The organism is Phenylobacterium sp. FG114, from assembly GCF_057809855.1.
Genome location: NZ_JBMDKU010000006.1, coordinates 36,551 through 54,223, shown reverse-complemented (window position 1 = coordinate 54,223; position 17,673 = coordinate 36,551). Strand labels below are relative to the sequence as shown.

20 protein-coding genes and 1 tRNA gene are annotated in these 17,673 nt (G+C 69.2%); 8 read left to right on the top strand and 13 right to left on the bottom strand.

Annotation, left to right across the window (positions count from 1 at the left end; translation table 11 throughout):
- Positions 1–176: 176 nt before the first annotated feature.
- A complete protein-coding gene (locus tag ACODSY_RS11665) occupies positions 177–1,991 on the bottom strand; it encodes an ATP-binding protein (RefSeq protein ID WP_488951918.1) in 1,815 nt (604 codons plus the stop codon).
- A gap of 152 nt (positions 1,992–2,143) precedes the next feature.
- On the opposite strand from ACODSY_RS11665, the gene ACODSY_RS11660 reads away from it, so the two are divergent.
- The 4 genes from ACODSY_RS11660 to ACODSY_RS11645 all read left to right on the top strand — a co-directional run bounded on the left by ACODSY_RS11660 (position 2,144) and on the right by ACODSY_RS11645 (position 3,870).
- A complete protein-coding gene (locus tag ACODSY_RS11660; protein ID WP_488951917.1) occupies positions 2,144–2,296 on the top strand; it encodes a hypothetical protein in 153 nt (50 codons plus the stop codon).
- A gap of 172 nt (positions 2,297–2,468) precedes the next feature.
- Positions 2,469–2,747 carry a hypothetical protein gene (locus ACODSY_RS11655; protein ID WP_488951916.1) on the top strand — a complete coding sequence of 93 codons (279 nt, stop codon included), beginning with the start codon at positions 2,469–2,471 and terminating at the stop codon, positions 2,745–2,747.
- Entirely contained in the window at positions 2,744–3,007 is a 264-nt protein-coding gene (locus ACODSY_RS11650) for a hypothetical protein (protein WP_488951915.1), read from the top strand. The genes ACODSY_RS11655 and ACODSY_RS11650 overlap by 4 nt, the downstream gene beginning before the upstream one ends.
- Positions 3,008–3,066: 59 nt before the next feature.
- Positions 3,067–3,870: a helix-turn-helix domain-containing protein gene (locus ACODSY_RS11645; protein ID WP_488951914.1), complete on the top strand. Its 804-nt coding sequence runs from the start codon at positions 3,067–3,069 to the stop codon at positions 3,868–3,870.
- Here the strand turns inward: ACODSY_RS11645 and ACODSY_RS11640 are convergent.
- From ACODSY_RS11640 to ACODSY_RS11615, 6 genes are all read right to left on the bottom strand, one after another.
- Positions 3,867–4,274: a DUF3574 domain-containing protein gene (locus ACODSY_RS11640; protein WP_488951913.1), complete on the bottom strand. Its 408-nt coding sequence runs from the start codon at positions 4,272–4,274 to the stop codon at positions 3,867–3,869. The genes ACODSY_RS11645 and ACODSY_RS11640 overlap by 4 nt on opposite strands.
- Positions 4,271–5,437, bottom strand: coding sequence for an isovaleryl-CoA dehydrogenase (locus tag ACODSY_RS11635; RefSeq protein WP_488951912.1), 1,167 nt, complete (start codon positions 5,435–5,437; stop codon positions 4,271–4,273). The genes ACODSY_RS11640 and ACODSY_RS11635 overlap by 4 nt, the downstream gene beginning before the upstream one ends.
- Positions 5,438–5,473: 36 nt before the next feature.
- A complete protein-coding gene (locus tag ACODSY_RS11630) occupies positions 5,474–6,802 on the bottom strand; it encodes a lysozyme (protein WP_488951911.1) in 1,329 nt (442 codons plus the stop codon).
- A 70-nt stretch (positions 6,803–6,872) separates the two neighbouring features.
- A complete protein-coding gene (gene mgtE / locus ACODSY_RS11625) occupies positions 6,873–8,288 on the bottom strand; it encodes a magnesium transporter (RefSeq protein WP_488951910.1) in 1,416 nt (471 codons plus the stop codon).
- Between the two features lie 62 nt (positions 8,289–8,350).
- Positions 8,351–8,435: transfer RNA gene (locus tag ACODSY_RS11620), tRNA-Leu, on the bottom strand.
- Positions 8,436–8,500: 65 nt separating this feature from the next.
- On the bottom strand, positions 8,501–8,752 hold the full coding sequence (locus tag ACODSY_RS11615) for a FliM/FliN family flagellar motor switch protein (protein ID WP_068878880.1): 252 nt from the start codon (positions 8,750–8,752) through the stop codon (positions 8,501–8,503).
- 67 nt (positions 8,753–8,819) lie between these two features.
- Between ACODSY_RS11615 and lipB the strand changes: the two genes are divergently transcribed.
- Positions 8,820–9,542 carry a lipoyl(octanoyl) transferase LipB gene (lipB, locus tag ACODSY_RS11610; RefSeq protein WP_488951909.1) on the top strand — a complete coding sequence of 241 codons (723 nt, stop codon included), beginning with the start codon at positions 8,820–8,822 and terminating at the stop codon, positions 9,540–9,542.
- Here the strand turns inward: lipB and ACODSY_RS11605 are convergent.
- Positions 9,539–9,931: a DUF805 domain-containing protein gene (locus tag ACODSY_RS11605; RefSeq protein ID WP_488951908.1), complete on the bottom strand. Its 393-nt coding sequence runs from the start codon at positions 9,929–9,931 to the stop codon at positions 9,539–9,541. The two genes, lipB and ACODSY_RS11605, sit on opposite strands and share 4 nt — an antisense overlap.
- Positions 9,932–9,953: 22 nt before the next feature.
- Positions 9,954–11,927, bottom strand: a complete 1,974-nt coding sequence (locus ACODSY_RS11600) for an acetyl-CoA carboxylase biotin carboxylase subunit (RefSeq protein ID WP_488951907.1) — start codon at positions 11,925–11,927, stop codon at positions 9,954–9,956.
- A gap of 69 nt (positions 11,928–11,996) precedes the next feature.
- On the opposite strand from ACODSY_RS11600, the gene msrB reads away from it, so the two are divergent.
- Entirely contained in the window at positions 11,997–12,491 is a 495-nt protein-coding gene (gene msrB, locus ACODSY_RS11595; protein WP_488951906.1) for a peptide-methionine (R)-S-oxide reductase MsrB, read from the top strand.
- 62 nt (positions 12,492–12,553) lie between these two features.
- The gene (locus ACODSY_RS11590) at positions 12,554–13,306 is read left to right on the top strand and encodes a hypothetical protein (RefSeq protein ID WP_488951905.1); all 753 of its coding nucleotides are present in this window, start codon (positions 12,554–12,556) and stop codon (positions 13,304–13,306) included.
- Here ACODSY_RS11590 and ACODSY_RS11585 read toward each other — a convergent pair.
- From ACODSY_RS11585 to ACODSY_RS11570, 4 genes are all read right to left on the bottom strand, one after another.
- On the bottom strand, positions 13,303–14,082 hold the full coding sequence (locus ACODSY_RS11585; RefSeq protein WP_488951904.1) for an aminoglycoside phosphotransferase family protein: 780 nt from the start codon (positions 14,080–14,082) through the stop codon (positions 13,303–13,305). The genes ACODSY_RS11590 and ACODSY_RS11585 overlap by 4 nt on opposite strands.
- A gap of 51 nt (positions 14,083–14,133) precedes the next feature.
- Complete coding sequence (locus ACODSY_RS11580) at positions 14,134–15,231, bottom strand: BON domain-containing protein (protein WP_488951903.1); 1,098 nt, start codon at positions 15,229–15,231, stop codon at positions 14,134–14,136.
- Between the two features lie 90 nt (positions 15,232–15,321).
- Entirely contained in the window at positions 15,322–15,516 is a 195-nt protein-coding gene (locus tag ACODSY_RS11575) for a hypothetical protein (protein ID WP_488951902.1), read from the bottom strand.
- A 145-nt stretch (positions 15,517–15,661) separates the two neighbouring features.
- Positions 15,662–16,708 (bottom strand): sensor histidine kinase, encoded by a 1,047-nt coding sequence (locus ACODSY_RS11570; protein WP_488951901.1) that lies wholly within the window; start codon positions 16,706–16,708, stop codon positions 15,662–15,664.
- A gap of 227 nt (positions 16,709–16,935) precedes the next feature.
- Between ACODSY_RS11570 and ACODSY_RS11565 the strand changes: the two genes are divergently transcribed.
- Positions 16,936–17,571: a response regulator gene (locus tag ACODSY_RS11565; protein WP_488951900.1), complete on the top strand. Its 636-nt coding sequence runs from the start codon at positions 16,936–16,938 to the stop codon at positions 17,569–17,571.
- Positions 17,572–17,673: the final 102 nt, after the last annotated feature.

The window sequence follows — 17,673 nt, the reverse complement described above, 5'->3', positions numbered from 1 at the left end:
AGCTGAAAGGAGGTGACCCAGTGTCTCATAGTGAAAGCCGCACTGCGGTAGCCGTGACCTGGACCTCCGTGAACGAGGTCCGCGCCTAGCCTTCGGGCTAGCGGTCGCGCACCGCTGAGCGGTCCGACTATGGAAAGGCCGCCCCATCGCTGGGGCGGCCTTTCGCTTTTCCGGAATCAGGCGGCGTCCGCCTCGCGGCCGGCGAGGACGCCGGCAAGCGCTTCGATCAATTCACCTGGCCGGAAGGGCTTCGCGACGAAGGCGTCCATGCCAGCCGCACGGCAGGCCGCGGCGTCGTCCTTCATGGCGTTCGCAGTCAGGGCGATGATCGGGGTCCGGCCGGCGGGGCCAGGCAGCGCGCGGATCCGACGGGTGGCCTCGAGCCCATCCATCACCGGCATGTGCATGTCCATCAGGATGGCGTCGAACGCTCTGCGTCCTACAGCCTCGACCGCCTCGGCGCCGTTGGCGGCGCGCTCCGCGCCGATCCCGATCTGGCGCAGGATCTCGATGGCCAGCATGGCATTGATGTCGTTGTCCTCGGCCAGCAGGACGTAGGCGTCCCACGCCCGATCGGGCTCAGCTTCGAGGGGCGAAGCCTCCGCGCCCCCCCGGAGTTCGGCGCTCTTCGCCAGGGTCAGCTCAAACCAGAAGATCGCTCCGCCGCCAGGCGCGTCGTCCACCCCGATGCGGCCGTCCATCAGCTCGACGAGCTGGCGCGAGATCGCGAGACCCAGGCCGGTGCCGCCAAACTTGCGGGTCGTCGAGCTGTCGGCCTGCTGGAAGGTCTGGAACAGCTTGGGCTTCTGCTCGTCGGTGACGCCGATCCCGGTGTCCCGCACTTCGACACGCAGCCGTACTTCGTCGCCCGCCGGCTCACCCCGGACGTCCAGCGCCACTTCGCCGTGCTCGGTGAACTTAACGCCGTTCGCCATCAGGTTCAGCAGCACCTGACGCAGACGAGTGGGATCGCCCCGCAGCGGCGCGTCCGCCGCCTCGCCGACCGTGCACGTCAGCCTCAGACCCTTTTCTTCCGCCTGCGGCCTAAGCAGCGCGGTCACGTCCTCGGCGACCGTTCGGAGCGAGAAGTCGATGGCCTCAACCTCGACCTTGCCGGCTTCGAGCTTCGAGATGTCCAGGATGTCGTCGATGATCCGCAGCAGGGCATCCGCCGAGGTGCTGACCGTCTCGGCGAACCGGCGCTGCTCGGCCGTGAGGTCAGTGCGCAGCAGGAGTTCGCTCATGCCGATGATGCCGTTCATTGGCGTGCGGATTTCGTGGCTCATGCTGGCCAGGAACTGCGACTTGGCGCGGCTGGCGGCCTCGGCGCGGAACTCGGCCTCCTCCGACTTCTGCAACGCCGCCTGCAGCCCACGAACCGCCGTGTTGCTCTTGGTGCGATCCTGCGCCGCCGCCCCGATCAGGCGTTGGGTGGCCACGACGATCAGCAGACAGGCCAGCGCGAAGGATGCGACGCTGAAGGCCAGGCCGAGGCCGGATGCGAGGTCGAGGGCCGGCCAGGCGGCGGCGACGACACCGACGGCGGCGGGCGCAGCTGTGGCCGCCCACACGCGGCGCGACATCCAGCCGACAGCGCCGGCCGTGGCCGCCAGGGTCGCGCACGTCATCGCAAGGTAGGCGTAGGCGGCCGGACCGCCGATCGTCCAGACCGCCGCCACGACTGGCGCCACCCAGAGGCCGGACCGCACGACCTGGCAGGCGGCGAGACGATTGAGCCCCCGGTTCTTGGAGATCGCGTCGGCGCCCGGCAGCCAGCGCCGGTAGAGAGCTTGCAGACCCTGGTCGAGGCCGAAGGAGACCATCGCCCACGCCGCGGCCAAGCCCGGCAATCCGAAGGCGGCCAGCGTCGCGGCGCTCAACAGGTTGAAGATGAGCGAGAGCTGCCACGGCTGGCTCAGACCCACCAGCGTGGTCCGGTACGCCGCCGGTTCCGGGGCCAGGGCGGGGGTCTGTTGGATCTCCGCAGACAAGATCTCGGCGGTCCTTCGAAGGTTGGGCGGGTCTGCCACCTTTGCCTTAGAGAATTAACCGACGGTCGCACGCCGGCGTTATGCGGCGCCTTGCGCCTGGGGCAGTTCGTCGCAGTGGGGGGTGTGCAAACGGCGCCGATACGATATGGATGATGTCACAGGAGACCGATCCGGCCATGAGCCTGACCTTGTCCATCGCTGCGCTGACCACCGCCGCCCTCGCGGCCGCGGCCATTCGCGCCGTCGCCATGATGAAGACCTCGAAGATTATGACCCGCCAGGCGGGGCGACGGCGCACGTCCTAGAGACGTCGCCACGATCTTAAGAGGATCGACCGCCCCGCGCCCCAGGCCGCGGGGCGTTTTCATATGCGGCCGTCCCCAAGCCAGAAGGACCCCGCAATGACCGCCCTCCTCATTTCCATCATCGCCTCCATGCCGACGACTGCCCGGTCCAGCGCGAGACGGAGGGCCGGTCATGTCGCCGGCTGAGTCTTCGCCGCCGGAGGCGCTGCAGGTCTTCGTGTTCGCCGCCCCTCACCCCCGCGCCGCGCTGACCGCCATCGAGGACGCCCTGGCGCGAACCGCCGGCGAGCTGGCGGGCCTACGGTTGAAGCCCGTCGGGCGGATCGTGGAGGCCACCCTCACCCTCCGAGGCCTGAGCGTCGACGCGGCGCAAGCCGCGGCCGACCGTTTGGCCGGCCAGGTTGGCGTACAGGCGCTGCGCCTCGAACACCTGCGCGGCCGTCGCACATGAGTGGGGAGAAACGGAGCGCTTCCGAGCGCCGGTGGCTGTTTGTCGTCGAGATGGCGGCCGGCGGCGACACCCTATTGCGCGCGCTGTCGCCCTTCCCCGTCCAGGGCGCCGAGGTCATGCGGCTCGATCTCCAGACCGATGGCGGCCTGGCCCGGCTGGAAATCGAGACCGACGGCCTCGCCGCCCCTCGCGCAGAGCACCTGCGCGCGCGCCTCCAGGCGCTGGCCGGGGTCAGGTCGGTGGCGTGCGGGTGGCGTTGATGCGCCGCCATTACCTGCCAGGTCATGGACGGCGGTCGGGCGGCCGCTAAGGTCGACGCATGAGCAGCACCTCGAAGCCCGTCGGCGAGCATATCCGCGACTGGCGCACCCGCAGGCGGATGAGCCAGCTCGACCTCGCGCTGGAGGCGGAAATCTCCACGCGCCACCTGAGCTTCATGGAGACCGGCCGCGCGCAGCCCAGCCGCGAGATGGTGCTCCACCTGTCCGACCAGCTCGAGATTCCGCTGCGCGAGCGGAACGTGATCCTGGTGGCGGCGGGCTTCGCGCCGGTCTTCCCGGAACGCAGCCTGGAAGCCCCCGAGTTGGCCTCGGCCCGGCGCGCGGTGGAGGTGATCCTGAAGGCGCACGAGCCCTACCCCGCCCTGGTCGTCGATCTGCGCTGGAACCTGGTGGCGGCGAACGCGGCGATCGCGCCGCTGCTGGTGGGCGTCGACCCCGAGCTGTTGCAGCCGCCGCTGAATGTGATGCGGGTTTCGCTGCACCCGAACGGGCTGGCCCCGCGCATCGCCAACCTGGGCGAATGGCACGCCCATGCGGTCGAGCGTCTGCGCCGGCAGGCCGAACTGACCGCCGATCCCGGCCTGCTCAGCCTCATCGAGGAGATCCGCGGTTATCCGAAACCGCCCGCCCCTGATCGTCGGCCCGAGGATTTCGGTAATGTGGTGATCCCGTTCCAGCTCATGGTCGGCGACACGATGCTGTCGCTGTTCGGCACGACGACGGTGTTCGGCACGCCGGTGGACATCACGCTTTCGGAACTGACGCTGGAGACCTTCTTCCCCGCCGACGCCGATACGGCCGAGGCGCTACGGATGGCGCACGAGGCGCGCCAGGCGGCCTAGAGCGCGTCGCAGGCCGGCGGGGGAAGCACCACCACCGGCTCCTGCTTGAACCTTGTCCTGTAAGCCGTGCGCACGGCCTCGACCTGGGTCGGACCGGCGCCCGAGGCTGGCAGGACGAGCAGGACCACCTTGTCGGCCTCGCGGATCAGACGGTTCTCGGAGCCCTTCCACTTGCCGCCGCCGTTGACGATGGTCACGCCGTCGGGGAAGCGCGGCGTCACCTCCTGGTCCACGAAGCGGCGCAGGTCGCGCTCGTCGAGCTTGGCCGGCGCCTTGGCGCTCAGGAACAGCTGCGCCGTGCGCAGCGGCGTCTGGCCGGCGGGACAGGCCTGGGGCCGCGGCGCGCTCATGCAGCCCGCCAAGCCCAGCGCCACAACCAGGATCGCCGCCCCCGCCCGCATCATCCGCCGATCAGCTCCCGTCCGATGAGGAAGCGTCGGATTTCGTTGGTGCCGGCGCCTATGTCGTACAGCTTGGCGTCGCGCAGGAGGCGCTCGACCGGGAATTCCTTGGTGTATCCGGCGCCGCCCAGGGCCTGAATGGCCTCCAGCGCCACTTTCACGGCGTTCTCGCTCGCCATCAGGATCGCCCCAGCCGCATCGAACCGCGTCGTCTGGCCCGCGTCGCAGGCCTTGGCCACGGCGTAGACATACGCCCTGGCCGAGTTCAGCGCGACATACATGTCGGCGATCTTGCCCTGCATGAGCTGGAAAGACCCGATCGGCTTGCCGAACTGCTTGCGCTCGCGCACGTAGGGCAGCGTCACGTCCAGGCAGGCCTGCATGATCCCCAGGGGGCCAGCAGCGAGCACGGTGCGCTCGTAGTCGAGTCCGCTCATCAGGACCCCGGCGCCGCCGTTCTCCGGGCCCATGACGTTCTCTTCCGGGATCTCGCAGTCCTCGAACACCAACTCGGCGGTGTCGGAGCCGCGCATGCCCATCTTGTCGAGCTTGGGCGACACGCTGAAGCCCTTGAAGCCCTTCTCGACGATGAAGGTGGTGATGCCGCGCGAGCCCTCCTCGGGGCTCGTCTTGGCGTAGACCACCAGGGTGTCGGCGTGAGGCGCGTTGGTGATCCAGAACTTCGTGCCGTTCAGGACGTAGCGGTCGCCGCGCTTCTCGGCCTTCAGGCGCATCGAGACCACGTCCGACCCGCTCCCCGCCTCGCTCATGGCCAGCGACCCCACGTGCTCGCCGCTGATCAGCTTCGGCAGGTAGCGCTGCTTCTGCTCGGGCGTGCCCCAGCGACGCAGTTGGTTCACGCAGAGGTTCGAGTGGGCGCCGTAGCTCAGGCCCACGGACGCCGAGGCGCGGGAGACCTCCTCCATCGCCACCACGTGTTCGAGATAGCCCAGGCCCAGGCCGCCGAACTCTTCCTCGACGGTGATGCCGTGCAGGCCCAGCTCGCCCATCTGGGGCCACAGCGCGCGCGGAAAGGCATTGTTGGCGTCGATCTCGGCGGCCAGCGGCGCGATGCGGTCGGCGGCGAAGCGGGCGGTGACGTCGCGGATGGCGTCGGCGGCTTCGCCGAGGCCGAATTCCATGTTGGGGCCGTGGTTCGGGATCATGCGCGGGTGGTTAGCACGCGCGGCGCGGGGTGCGAACTAGTCGCTCTCGACCTCGCGGCCCAGCCGCTGCAACAGGCGGAAGACCGCCACCACAACGAAGCCCACCCCGGCCAGACCCGCCGGCCAGGCCACCATCAGAGGCGTGACGAACCCGCCTGTGGGCCTCGCACTGAGCCCCCAGAAGATCCCAAAGCCGAAGAACGCCAGGCCCAGGAGCGCCAGCAGCAGATCCCAGACCACCGAAATCTCCTTGGGCGGAGGCGGCGGTCGTCGGCGGGCCGGAATGAACTCGTATGGCTGCGTCTCGGCCAAGGTCTCCGACGCGTCAGGATCGACGGCGTCCGCGGGGGCCTTCGGGATATCCAGCCCGGCGTCGCCAAGCGGCTCCGCCTCCGGCTCGAAGGCTGGAGCTTCCGCCGTGAACGCCTCGGGTTCCAGGTCGGGCCGGGGTTCAATCTCCGGCTCGGGGTGCGTCGTGATGGGCGGCGCGAAATCGGCTTGGGGCCTGACATCGGCCGGCAGGGCGTCGACGTCGGCCCCAGCCGGCGCGAGTTCGAAATCCTCGGCGGACTCCGGCCCCGGCTCCGAGACCGCCTCGGACTCCACGACCTCGGGCGCAGGCTCCGGCTCGGGCGGCGGCTCCTCGCCCGGATCGGGGAAGATCGTCTCCAGGCGCGCCGTCACCGCCTCGGCCGCCGCGGTCATGGCGGGGACGGGCTCGGGCGTGGGTTCGGCTGGCGCACTCGCTGCCGGGAACACCTCTTCCAGCGCGGCCTCGCGGCGCAGGCTGACGTGGCGGCCCTCGAACGAGGTTTCCAGCTCGACGGGCCGGCGCAGCGGCACGAGGTCGAGCGCGTCCAGATCGATGACCGGGCGGATGACCGGGGACGGCGCGGGCGCGAAATCGTCGCCGGCCGGCGTGAGGAACAAGGCCTTCTCGGCCGCGCGTCGGCGGACCAGGGCGTCGACGACGATCCGCTCGCCCTCGAAATCGGCCTTGCGCCACAGCTCCATCGCGCAGGCGGCCTGGACCATCGCCCCGGCGTTGATCCGCTTCAGGACCTGGCTGCGCCGGAAATTGTCGATGCCGATGTTGAAGGCGAAGCTGCACAGCGCGTCGAACTGGTTCTGGCTGAGCGGCGCGTAGACGTTCTCGTTCACCGCGTGCTGCACGCTGATCAGGTCATAGACCAGCAGAGCCTCGGCGTCGGATTCAGAGACCTCCGCCCCTTCGCGCGCCGTCAGCGTATGGCCATAGCCGATCGTCCAGCGCCCGTCGGGCAGCTGGGCGGCGTGTCGGCGGTAGCCTTCGAACCGCTTGAGCAGTTCGATGGCCGCCCGGGAAACGCGGTGGCGCGAGAGCATGGCTCCCAATCGTCCCAAATCGGCACAGGCGGCGAGCGCCTGATGAGATCAGGCGCAAGCCTGACGCCACTTACAACAGGATAAGGCTCGCCAATCCCAGAAAAGACAGGAAACCCATGAGGTCCGTGACGAAAGTTACGAACACGGACGAGGACACGGCCGGATCGCGGCCAAAGCGCTCCAGCGTCAACGGCGCCAGCACCCCCGCCAGGGCCGCCACGAAGATGTTGATGATCAGGGCGAGCGCGATGGTCACGCTCAGCCGGAGATCCTGGAAGAACACATAGGTGGCGATCGACATGATCAGGCCCACGACCGCGCCGTTGGCGAGGCCCACGGTCATCTCGCGGCCCACGATCCGCAGCGAGTTGGCCGCATTCAGTTCGCGGTTGGCCAGCGCGCGGACGGCTACCGCCAGGGCCTGGGTGCCGGCATTGCCGCCCACGGAGGCTACGATCGGCATGAGGATGGCCAGGGTCACCAGCTTGGCGATCTCGCCCTGGAAGACGTTGATGGCCTGGACCGCCACCGCCTCGGTCGCCAGGTTCAGCACCAGCCAGGGCAGGCGCGAACGCACGATGTCCCAGACGCCGGCGTCGCGGCCGGCGTCGGTCACGCCGGCGAGAGCCAGGATATCCTCCTCGCCCTCTTCCTGGATGACGCCCACGATGTCGTCGACGGTGATCTGGCCCACCAGCCGCCCGGCCGCGTCGACCACCGGCGCCGAGATCAGGTGGTACTTGTCGAAGATGTAGGCGACCTCTTCCTGGTCGAGGTCGACGGTGATCTCGGTCACCGGCTCCATGATCTGGGCCAGCGGCGTCTGGCGGCCCACCCGCAGCAGATGGCTTACCGGGACGGCGCCGACGGGCTTGTAGGCCGGATCGACCACATAGATGTCGAAGAACAGTTCGGGCAGTTCGTCCGATTCCCGCCGGAAGTGGTCGATGGCCTGGCCCACGGTCCAGAACTGCGGCGCGGCCACCACCTCGCGCTGCATCAGGCGGCCGGCGGATTCGTCGGCGTAGCTCAGCGTCGTTTCGATCGCCGCCCGCTCCAGTTCGGGCATGGCGGCCATGACCTCGGCCCGCTTGTCGTCCTCCAGGTCGTCGACGACGTCGGCGGCGTCGTCCGATTCCATCTCGCCGATGGCCTTGGCCAGGGTGGCGGACGGGACGTGCTCCAGCACCTCCTCGCGGATCTCGCTGTCCAGCTCAGACAGGATCTCGGCCAAGGTCTCGGGATCGAGGTGCGGAATCAGCTCCTCGCGCGCGTCGGCCGAGAGGAAACCCATCAGGTCGGCCACGTCGGCCGGGTGCAGGGCGGAGAGCAGTTCGCGCAGGCGTTCCGTGTCGCCGCGGTCCAGCGCGTCGGCCACGTCGGACACGAATTCCGGGTTCAGCGCGTAGTCGTCTTCGAGGGCGAGGTCTTCGAGGTCTTCCTCAACGTCCACAGGCTCGATGAGGTCGTCCGTTTCGCGGCTCATGCGGACCTCCCCGGCTATTTGTGGACGGCTTTGCTCGTTCCTCGGTTAAGGCCCTGATTCACTGGTGCGGTCGAGAAGACTCGAACTTCCACGGGTTGCCCCACAGCGACCTCAACGCTGCGCGTCTACCAATTCCGCCACGACCGCTCGTGGTGAGGCGCGGCAGGTAGCAAACCCCGCCCGCCTTGTGAAGTGCGTTAAAAGAGCAGGCTTTAGGCGTTGCCCGCCATGTAGTCGTAGACGTTGGCCTCGCGGGTCACGGTGATCGCGATGCGTTCGTCGTTGATCTGGATTTCACCGCGGGCCACCGGGTGGTTGTTCGCCAGGATCCAAACCTCTTCGTTCACGGTCGTATCCAGCGGAATGACGGCGCCGCGGCCCATGCGCAGCAGTTGCGCCATGGGCAGGGTGGCGCGACCGAGCACCACCTGGATTTCCACATTGACCGCCTTGACCTGGCTCACGAAGGAAGACCTCGACTGAACGCTGGGCTTTGCGCGACGCAGGCCCGACCCCCACATTGGCCGCAACATGCTTGATCACGCGTTAAACTTGCCGGGCGAAGCGCTGTTCGGTCGCACCGACGGCGCGGCTGCGGGCTGGGCGGTTTCGCGCAAGCCGGTGAGCTATCCCGAGGCGGTCGCCGCCATGGAGGCCCGCGCCGCCGCCATCGCCGAAGGCCGCGCCGGCGAACTGGTCTGGCTGCTGGAACATCCGCCGCTCTACACGGCGGGCGTCTCGGCCAAGCCGGCCGACCTGATCGACCCTGACCGATTCCCCGTATTCGAGAGCGGCCGCGGCGGCCAGTTCACCTATCACGGGCCCGGCCAGCGGGTGGCCTACGTCATGCTGGACCTGACGAAGCGGGGCCGTGACGTGCGCGCCTTCGTGGCGGCGCTGGAGGCCTGGGTGATCGGCGCGCTCGATACGTTCAACGTGAAGGGCGAGATTCGCGACGGCCGCGTAGGCGTCTGGGTCGAGCGCCGCCAGCCGGGCGCGCCGGTCCGCGAGGACAAGATCGCCGCGATCGGCGTGAAACTGCGCAAGTGGGTGTCGTTCCACGGCATCTCGCTGAACGTGGAGCCCGACCTCTCGCACTTCGGCGGCATCGTCCCCTGCGGCGTCACCGAGCACGGCGTCACCAGCCTGGTGGACCTGGGCCTGCCGGTGACGATGGACGAAGCCGACGACGCGCTGAAGGCGAGCTTCCGGCGCGTGTTCGGCCCCATCGAGGAAACGCCGGCTCCGATCTAGACCGGCGCCAGGACCACGGGATTGAGGCCGTAACGGTTGGCCCCCTGCTCGCCCGGCATGGCGGCAAGCTCGACGAAGGCCCAGACGAGGACGAGGAAGAACGGGAAATCCAGGAAGCTCTCCGGGTGCGGCCAGACCGCCACCACCGAGGCCAGGATCAGCGCCGCCCACCAGCCTGAGCGACCCCGGTCGTGCAGCCGCTTCGACAGTACGCAGGCGCCGGCGAAGAACAGCGCCGGATAGACCACCCAGCCGGTGATCCAGTGCAGGGTCGCGCCGACCAGGGCCTCGTAGACGGCCGCCATGGCCACCAGCACCGCCGCCGCGATCAGCGACGGCAGCCGAGGCGCGCGGCCCTGAGCCGAGAAGAAGAGCTCCGTGAAGCCCATCGAATCCCCCGAGCGATCAGCCCTAGGCGAACTCTACCAGAACCTCATCGGCCGCGACGCTGTCGCCGGACTTCACGTTGACGGCCTTGATGGTTCCGTCGCGCTCCGCCCGCAGGATGTTCTGCATCTTCATCGCCTCGAGCACGGCCACGATCTCGCCGGTCTTCACGTCCTGACCGGCGGTCACGTCGACCGAGACCACCAGGCCCGGCATCGGCGACAGCACCATCTTGGAGGTGTCGGCCGCCTTCTTGGGCGGCAGCTTCTCGTGCAGCTCGGCCGACCGCGGCGTCAGCACCAGGACGTGCTGCTGCGCGGCCCGGTGCCGGATCACAAAGCCTTCAGCCGCGGGCTTCACCGCCACCGTGAAGGGCGCACCGTTGAAGACGCCGCGGAAGACCGGCTGGCCCGGCCGCCATTCCACGCCTTCCAGCCGCAACGTCTTGCCGCCGCTTTCGATGGAAAGCCCGCCTTCCGCAGACACGACCGTCATGGCCTGCTGCTTGTGACCCGCCACCACGATCCAGTCGCGGCGCACCAGGTCGGGCGCGGCCCTCGCCAGCAGCGTCCCGTGCATCGCCAGCGCGGCGGCGCTCATCAGGTCGCGCTGCTCGTCGGTAGGCGGCAGCCCGTGGAAACCTTCGGAGAACTCGTCCTTGATGTAGCTGGTCGAGAGCTTGCCCGACCGGAACCGGGGCTGATCCATCACGGCGGCCAGGAACGGGATGTTCTGGCCCAGGCCCTCGATGTGGAAATCCTCCAGGGCCCGGCCCATGGCGTCGATGGCCGCCTCGCGCGTCTTCCCCCAGGTCGACAGCTTGGAGATCATCGGGTCGTAGAACATCGAGATTTCGTCGCCCTCCCGCACGCCCGCGTCGTTGCGAACGAAGCCGGCGGGCGTGTCGCCCTCCTGCGGCGGCGAATAGCGCACCAGCCGGCCGATCGAAGGCAGGAAGCCGCGATAGGGATCCTCGGCGTAGATCCGGCTCTCCATGGCCCAACCGTTGATCTTCAGGTCCTTCTGGGCGAACGGCAGCTTCTCGCCATAGGCCGAACGGATCATCTGCTCGACCAGGTCGACGCCGGTGATCATCTCGGTGACGGGATGCTCCACTTGCAGGCGGGTGTTCATCTCCAGGAAGAAGAAGCTCTTGTCCTGGCCGGCCACGAACTCGACCGTGCCGGCGCTGTCGTATTGCACGGCCTTGGCCAGAGCGACGGCCTGGTCGCCCATGGCCTTGCGCGTCTTCTCGTCCAGCAGCGGGCTGGGGGCCTCCTCGATGACCTTCTGGTTGCGGCGCTGGATCGAGCATTCGCGCTCGAAGAGGTGGACGACGTTGCCGTGCTTGTCGCCCAGCACCTGGATCTCGACGTGGCGCGGGCTCTCGATGAACTTCTCGATGAAGATCCGGTCGTCGCCGAAGCTGGCCTTTGCCTCGGCCCGCACCGCCGGGAACCCCTCTTCCACGTCCTTGCGGTTCCAGGCGACGCGGATGCCCTTCCCGCCCCCGCCGGCAGACGCCTTGATCATCACCGGATAGCCGATTTCCTCGGAGATCTTCACGGCGTGGGCGGTGTCGTCGATCTCGCCCACGTGGCCGGGCACGACCGAGACGTTGGCCTTGGCCGCGAACTTCTTCGATTCGATCTTGTCGCCCATCGCCTCGATGGCGTGCGGATTGGGACCGATGAAGACGATGCCTTCCTTGGCCAGGCGCCGGGCGAAGCCGGCGTTCTCCGACAGGAAGCCGAAGCCCGGATGGACCGCCTCGGCGCCGGTGGCGCGCACGGCGTCGACGATCTTGTCTGCCACGAGATAGCTCTCTGCGGCCGGCGCGCCGCCGATGAAGACCGACTCGTCGGCCATCTCCACAGCCATCGAATCAGCGTCGGCCTCGGAGTAGACGACCACCGTCTTGATACCCATGCGGCGGCAGGTCTTGATGATCCGGACGGCGATCTCGCCCCGGTTGGCGATCAGGATTTTCGAGAACATCCGAACCCTTAAGCGATGGATCCAACGGCGGTCTTTCGCCGAGGAGGCGGGGACCTTAGATTGACGTCCATGAGCACGCCAGAAGTCTCCCCCTCCGGTTTCTCTCTCTCGCCGCCTAACGCTGAGGAACGCAAGCGACTGGAGGCCGACCTCACGCGCGAGGAGGCCGAAGTGCTGCTGCACCACGGCACCGAGGCCCCGTTCTGCGGCGGCCTGCTCGACCAGAAGGACGACGGCGTCTACTGCTGCCGCCTCTGCGGCCTGCCGCTGTTCCAGCACAAGACCAAGTTCGAGAGCGGCACGGGCTGGCCCTCGTTCTGGGCGCCGGTGGACGAGGCCCATGTGCAGGCGGTGCGCGACACCTCCTACGGCATGGTCCGAATCGAGACGACCTGCGCCCGCTGCGGCAGCCATCAGGGCCACGTCTTCCCGGACGGCCCGCCGCCCACGCGGCTGCGCTACTGCATCAACTCGGTCTCGCTCACCTTCGTGAAGGGCGGCGGCAAGCTTCCCGACCCGCTGGGCCGCGGCGACAACGAACACGCCGCGGGCGTCTACGCCTGAGCGAGGGCCCGCCGCGCCATTCCGTCTGGACGTCCGGTCTCTGGGCCTTCCTGGCGGCGATCGTGATGCTGGGCTGGGTGGCGTGGCAGAACCGCGCCGAGGACACCCGGCCCGACCGCGCCTTCAGCACCCTCGACAGCGGCTCCGGGGCCGAGCGCGAGGCGGCCGGGCGACTGCTGCAGGAGGGCTATGCCGTCCTGCGCTCTTCGGCCTTCCGCGAGAACCTGGAAGCGCTGCAGGATCGCTACCCGATCATCTACGCGCGACGCTCGGCGCAGGCGTTGGACCCCAGGGCCGTCGCCGGGATTATTGCTCTAGAACCTCCAGGATCCCGGTTCGCGCCCGCCCAGGCGATGATCGTCGACGACAACGGCGCCGCGCTCGGGGCGGCCGGCGAAGGCGGGACGACCGGCCGCTATTCCGATCTGCTCATCACCCGCGGCGTCCTGCGTGCGTTCCAGTCGGGCGATCCGGTCACCCGCTCGTGCGCGATCAACGTCGCCGCGCACGAATACGCCCACACGATCTCACTGACGCCGATGGGCTATCGGGTCGCCTTCACCGACACGGGCGAAAGCGAAGCGCGCATCCCCGACCGCCGCCATCCGGGCACGCCCGTGGCCAGCTACCTGATCGGCTCGGTCGCGCAGTGCACGTGGCTGGAACGGCAGGGCCGGATCGACCGCGCGGACCTTCCGGCCTGCGTCGAAACCTTCGGCGTCGCCGCCTTCAATTGGAAGCGCTGCGGCCAGTTCGCTGGCGGCGAGCCCCTGGCGCCCCGGCCCGGTCTCGCGCCGGCGGTCCCGGCTCTCTAGAGCCGCGCCTCGGCCAGTTCGAGCACGGCGTAGGACCGTGAAGGGTCGTGCCCGTCCGCCAACTCCCATGCCGCCGCCAGGCCGGCGTGGGCATGGATCCAGCGCAGCAGGCGCTCAGGCTCCAGGCCCGCAAGCCCGGCGATCGACGCCCGCGCCTGGTCGAACCGTCCGGGCGCCATCACGCGCGCGAGATCGGGATTGCGCAGGATATTGGCGTAGTCGTAGGCGCGCTCGCCGCGAAAGCCCCAGGGGTCGATCGCAAGCCAGCCCGCCACGCCGAAGTCGAGGACGTTTGAGTGGTGGATGTCGCCATGCAGCAGAACCTCATCGCGGGGAGTCGCAAGCAGGGCCTCCGCGACGCGGCGTGGCGTCTGGAGGCGAGCCTCGCCGCTTTCGAGCAGCGCCTTGAACAGCGTACTCAAGGGCGGAGCCGCGGGCGGATCCGGCCGCGGGACATGCAGCGCCTTCACGGCCGTGCAGAGGATGGCTGTCGCGTCGTCGTCGTCCAGTTCATCGAGGCTCCGGCCGCCCTCCGCCCGGACCATCAGCAGCGCTTCGTTCGCGTGGACTAGGACCGGGGCGGCGCCCTGCCCGCTCCACCACGCCATGACGGCCGAGCCGCGGCGTTCGTCTGGGGAGGCGGCCAGCTTCAGCATCGCCGCACGGCCCGCCTGGCGCACCGCCAGCAGGCGGCTGTCGGCATAGGGGGTGCGGAAGGGCTCGCCGTCCGGCTCCAGCCCCCACCGTTCGATCCAGGGCTGGAAGTCGGACAGCATGACGCCTCCCAGCCTAATGGAGCCGGGAGGCGTCTGTCGCTTGGAAGCGGACTAGTTGCGCTTCTGGGCCGGCGGGGTCGCGTTGCCGTCCGTCACGTCCTTGACCGCGTCGCTCGAGGCCATGCGGGCTTCCTGGACACTGTCGCCGTAGCCACGGCCGGCGCTGGTGAAGTAGCTCCCCGCGGTGACGCGCAGGTTGTTCTGCACGTGCTTCACGCCCGAGATGTCCTCGACCACGCGCTCGGCGCGGTGCTTGGCCTCGCGGCTGTCGACCGAGCCGGACAGGGTCACCTCACCTGCCGATACCGAGACGTTGATCTCGGTGGCGTCGAGCCAGGCGTCGTCGGTCAGGCGCTGATGCGCCTCGTCGCTGATCCGGTCGTCCGAGCGTTGGTAGCCCTTGGGGCCACGGCCGCGCGCGCCACGGAACGCATCGTAGCGCTGCCGGTCCTCGGCGTAACCGCGGTCGTAGCTCCCCTCGCCCGCCACATCGGCGAACCAGTTGGAGATCCGGCGGCCCGTCCGGCGGAAGAACTCCCCCGCTTCGCGGGCGCGGTCCTCGAAGCCTTCGTCCCGGTCCCGGGCGTCGCCGTAGCGGCTGCTCTCATCCTCCCGGCCGCCGTCGCCGTAGCCACGCTCCGCATAGTCGTAGCCGCCGGTCCCGCCACTGACCGGCCGGCGCATCTCGCGCGCCCAGCGCTGGTCGGCTTCATAGCTGCCGAAACGGCGGCCTTCGTTGTCGTAGGGGCGTTGGCTGGCGCCGTACTCGCCGCCGTAGGAACGCGAGCGGCCCTCGTCGCCGTAGTAGCGGCCGCCGCGCGTGTAGTCCTGGGTCCGGAAGCGCGGGTTCGCCCGGTAGCCGGTGTCGTAGTCGCCCCGGCGCATGGCCGGCGAGACGCCGCCGTAGTTCTCGTTCTGCCAGCCCGTGTCGGTCCGATCGCCATAGCTGCCGCCACGTTGCGGCCGGTTGTAGGCGACGCCGCTCTCGCGCTCGCCGAACACGCGCTCGTCGCGATCGAACGAGCGGTCCTCGCGCCCGGCGTATCGATCACCTTCGTCGTTCAGGCCGAACACGTCGTAGCGGTCGTCGTAACGCCGCTGCAGCTCGCGATCGCGCCAATCCCGTTCGTCATTCCACCGACCGGCCATGATGGTTCTCCTTCGCTCTCTGCGGGCGATCCCGCCTTGGCGTGGGGAACGGAGGGGCGGCGGCAGGGTTCCGGCTGAGGCGCGGGAGATTCAGATCATCGCCAGCAGGGTCATCGCCGCGGCGATCGCGGCGGCCCACAGCGCGAGCGATACCGCCAGGGCGATCGTCAGCGAGACGCCGAGGGGCCATCGGGTGGGCTCCGCGCGCCGCGCGGGCCGCAGCCGCACCTGGTCACGGTCGGGGGCCGTGGGTAGCAGTCCAGTCGGCGCAACCTTACGGTACATGAGCCCACCCCTGGCCGCCCGAACCAGATGCCTCGGGGGGACATCCACGGCTGACGGCGCGAGGTTAGAGGTACGCGCTGCGGTTGAGCTTCGGAATCAGGTGAAACCCCAGGCGACGCCTCTGGTCGCGCCGACCGACGTTCGCTCACTTCTCCGCGAGCGGCGCCCAGGCCCGCACCGTCAGCCCGCGCGGCCGCTCCTCAAGCGTAAGCGAACCACCGAGCTGGGTCATACGCGCCAGCATGCCGCTCAGGCCCACGCCCAAGGGTTCCGCCGGGCCCGGGTGGCCGCCGCGACGCCGGAGGCCGACGCCATCGTCCTCGACCTCCAGTACGATCATCGAAGGCTCGCGGCGCAGGCGAACCTCCGCCGTGCGCGCTTCGGCGTGGCGATAGACGTTCATCAGGGCCTCCTGCGCCACGCGGAACAACGCCAGCTCCATGGCCCGCGGCAACGGCGCCCCGACATGCTCGACCTCGACGACGACATTCAGACCCGTGCGTTGGCCGAAGCCGGCGCCGAAGTCCGCGAGCGCCTTGGCCAAGCCGCTGTCGACCAGGCCCGGCGGGTGGAGCAGGAACGAGAACGTGCGGATTTCCGAGAGAGCCGCCGAGATCGAGCGCCGCACGTCGGCGGCGATCCGGCGGGTCTCGCCCTTGAGCTCGGTCCGCCGCTCCAGGGCGCTCAGCCCGAGTTGGGCGGCGACCAGCAGCTGGGACGTGGAATCGTGAAGCTCGCGCCCGACCCGCCGCCGCTCGTTCTGCTCCGCCTGCGCGACCGCCAGCACCGGACTGAGGCCAGCGGCGCCCTGCCCCCGGCTGGGCGCCCGCACGGCCTCGGTGAACGACAGCAGCACGCCCTCGCGCGTCGGGCGCGCCTCCACGTCGAGCCGCGTCACCCGATCGCCCCGGACCCGGGCGACGCGCGTACGCACGACCTGCTCCGCCTGGACGGCGGCCGCGACGGCGTGGGCGATGCGCTCGGCCGACCGACGCGGAAACACCTGCCCCAGCTCGCGGCCTTCGAGGTCGACTGGGTGCGCCCCCAGTTGGCCGGCAAGCCGGTCCGTGACGCCGAGAATCCGCGGTGCCGGCTCGCCCGTCGACACAAGCGCCATCGGCATCGGCAGCGTCCAGAAGACGCGCCGATAGTCGGTGGAGCCGACAGCCCCCGGCTTCGTCCGGGCCAGCATTCGAGCCTCGCATCGGGTCGTCGATCGGCCTGTGACAAGACCGACGCCCACGCCCTGTTCCCATCAAAAAAGGTACAGCCTTGGAGGGAATTCGTACACGATATTCCCGCATAAAGTGTCGGACGCCTCCCGAGTCTGCGGGCCCGGGACAAGGGTTTCGCCTGATGGGCGTCCGGGTAGCGTCGGCACGTACTCCTGTCATCGAGCCCTGGCTTGGAGACGGGAACATGTTGCGGATCATGATCGCGGATGATCATGAAATTGTGCGGAAGGGCGTGCGTGACCTGATCGAGAGTCATGTGGGCTGGGAGGTGTGCGGCGAGGCCGCCGACGGGCAGCGCGCCCTGGAGATCGCCCTCAACCAGACACCCGACATCGCGATCCTCGACGTCTCTCTGCCGATCCTGAACGGCGTGGCGCTGACCCGGCGGCTACGCCACGAGCGCCCCGGCATCCGGGTGCTGCTCTTCACCATGCATGACGACGACGAGACGGTGGGCAGTGGGCTGGCGGCCGGCGCGCGGGGTTACCTGCTGAAGACCGACAGCGAGCTGGACCTGGAGGCCGCCATATCGGCCCTGGGCGCCAATCGGCCGTTCTTCTCGGCCTCGGTGTCAGACCTCCTGCTGGAAACGGTCGTGCACGGGCGCACGCCCGGCCGGCTCGAAAGCTTCAGCATGCGCGAGCTGGAGGTCGCCCAGCTGATCGCCGAGGGCAACTCCAACAAGAAGATCGCCCGCCTGCTCGGGATCAGCATCAAGACCGTGGAGAGCCACCGCGCGGCCGCCATGCGCAAGGCCGGCGTGCATAGCGGGCCTGAGTTCGTGCGCTTCGCCGTGAAGCACAACCTCATCCAGGTCTAAGGGCGCGCAGCGGCGGCGCTCAGGGTTTAACCCGATGACCCGACGGCCGCCGGCGGCGCACATTCCCTTCGGGCGCGGCTGCGAACCCAACGCCACGACGGA

What these genes read in the sequence shown, in the direction of transcription:
- ACODSY_RS11650 (WP_488951915.1), top strand. Translation starts at nt 2,744, where the DNA reads ATGAGTGGGGAGAAACGGAGCGCTTCCGAGCGCCGGTGGCTGTTTGTC.
- ACODSY_RS11630 (WP_488951911.1), bottom strand. Translation starts at nt 6,802, where the DNA reads ATGCTCTCGCGCCACCGCGTTTCCCGGGCGGCCATCGAACTGCTCAAG.
- ACODSY_RS11570 (WP_488951901.1), bottom strand. Translation starts at nt 16,708, where the DNA reads ATGCTGGCCCGGACGAAGCCGGGGGCTGTCGGCTCCACCGACTATCGG.
- lipB (WP_488951909.1), top strand. Translation starts at nt 8,820, where the DNA reads ATGCTTGATCACGCGTTAAACTTGCCGGGCGAAGCGCTGTTCGGTCGC.
- ACODSY_RS11655 (WP_488951916.1), top strand. Translation starts at nt 2,469, where the DNA reads ATGTCGCCGGCTGAGTCTTCGCCGCCGGAGGCGCTGCAGGTCTTCGTG.
- ACODSY_RS11600 (WP_488951907.1), bottom strand. Translation starts at nt 11,927, where the DNA reads ATGTTCTCGAAAATCCTGATCGCCAACCGGGGCGAGATCGCCGTCCGG.
- mgtE (WP_488951910.1), bottom strand. Translation starts at nt 8,288, where the DNA reads ATGAGCCGCGAAACGGACGACCTCATCGAGCCTGTGGACGTTGAGGAA.
- ACODSY_RS11605 (WP_488951908.1), bottom strand. Translation starts at nt 9,931, where the DNA reads ATGGGCTTCACGGAGCTCTTCTTCTCGGCTCAGGGCCGCGCGCCTCGG.
- ACODSY_RS11645 (WP_488951914.1), top strand. Translation starts at nt 3,067, where the DNA reads ATGAGCAGCACCTCGAAGCCCGTCGGCGAGCATATCCGCGACTGGCGC.
- ACODSY_RS11585 (WP_488951904.1), bottom strand. Translation starts at nt 14,082, where the DNA reads ATGCTGTCCGACTTCCAGCCCTGGATCGAACGGTGGGGGCTGGAGCCG.
- ACODSY_RS11575 (WP_488951902.1), bottom strand. Translation starts at nt 15,516, where the DNA reads ATGTACCGTAAGGTTGCGCCGACTGGACTGCTACCCACGGCCCCCGAC.
- ACODSY_RS11640 (WP_488951913.1), bottom strand. Translation starts at nt 4,274, where the DNA reads ATGATGCGGGCGGGGGCGGCGATCCTGGTTGTGGCGCTGGGCTTGGCG.
- ACODSY_RS11635 (WP_488951912.1), bottom strand. Translation starts at nt 5,437, where the DNA reads ATGATCCCGAACCACGGCCCCAACATGGAATTCGGCCTCGGCGAAGCC.
- ACODSY_RS11580 (WP_488951903.1), bottom strand. Translation starts at nt 15,231, where the DNA reads ATGGCCGGTCGGTGGAATGACGAACGGGATTGGCGCGATCGCGAGCTG.
- ACODSY_RS11660 (WP_488951917.1), top strand. Translation starts at nt 2,144, where the DNA reads ATGTCACAGGAGACCGATCCGGCCATGAGCCTGACCTTGTCCATCGCT.
- msrB (WP_488951906.1), top strand. Translation starts at nt 11,997, where the DNA reads ATGAGCACGCCAGAAGTCTCCCCCTCCGGTTTCTCTCTCTCGCCGCCT.
- ACODSY_RS11565 (WP_488951900.1), top strand. Translation starts at nt 16,936, where the DNA reads ATGTTGCGGATCATGATCGCGGATGATCATGAAATTGTGCGGAAGGGC.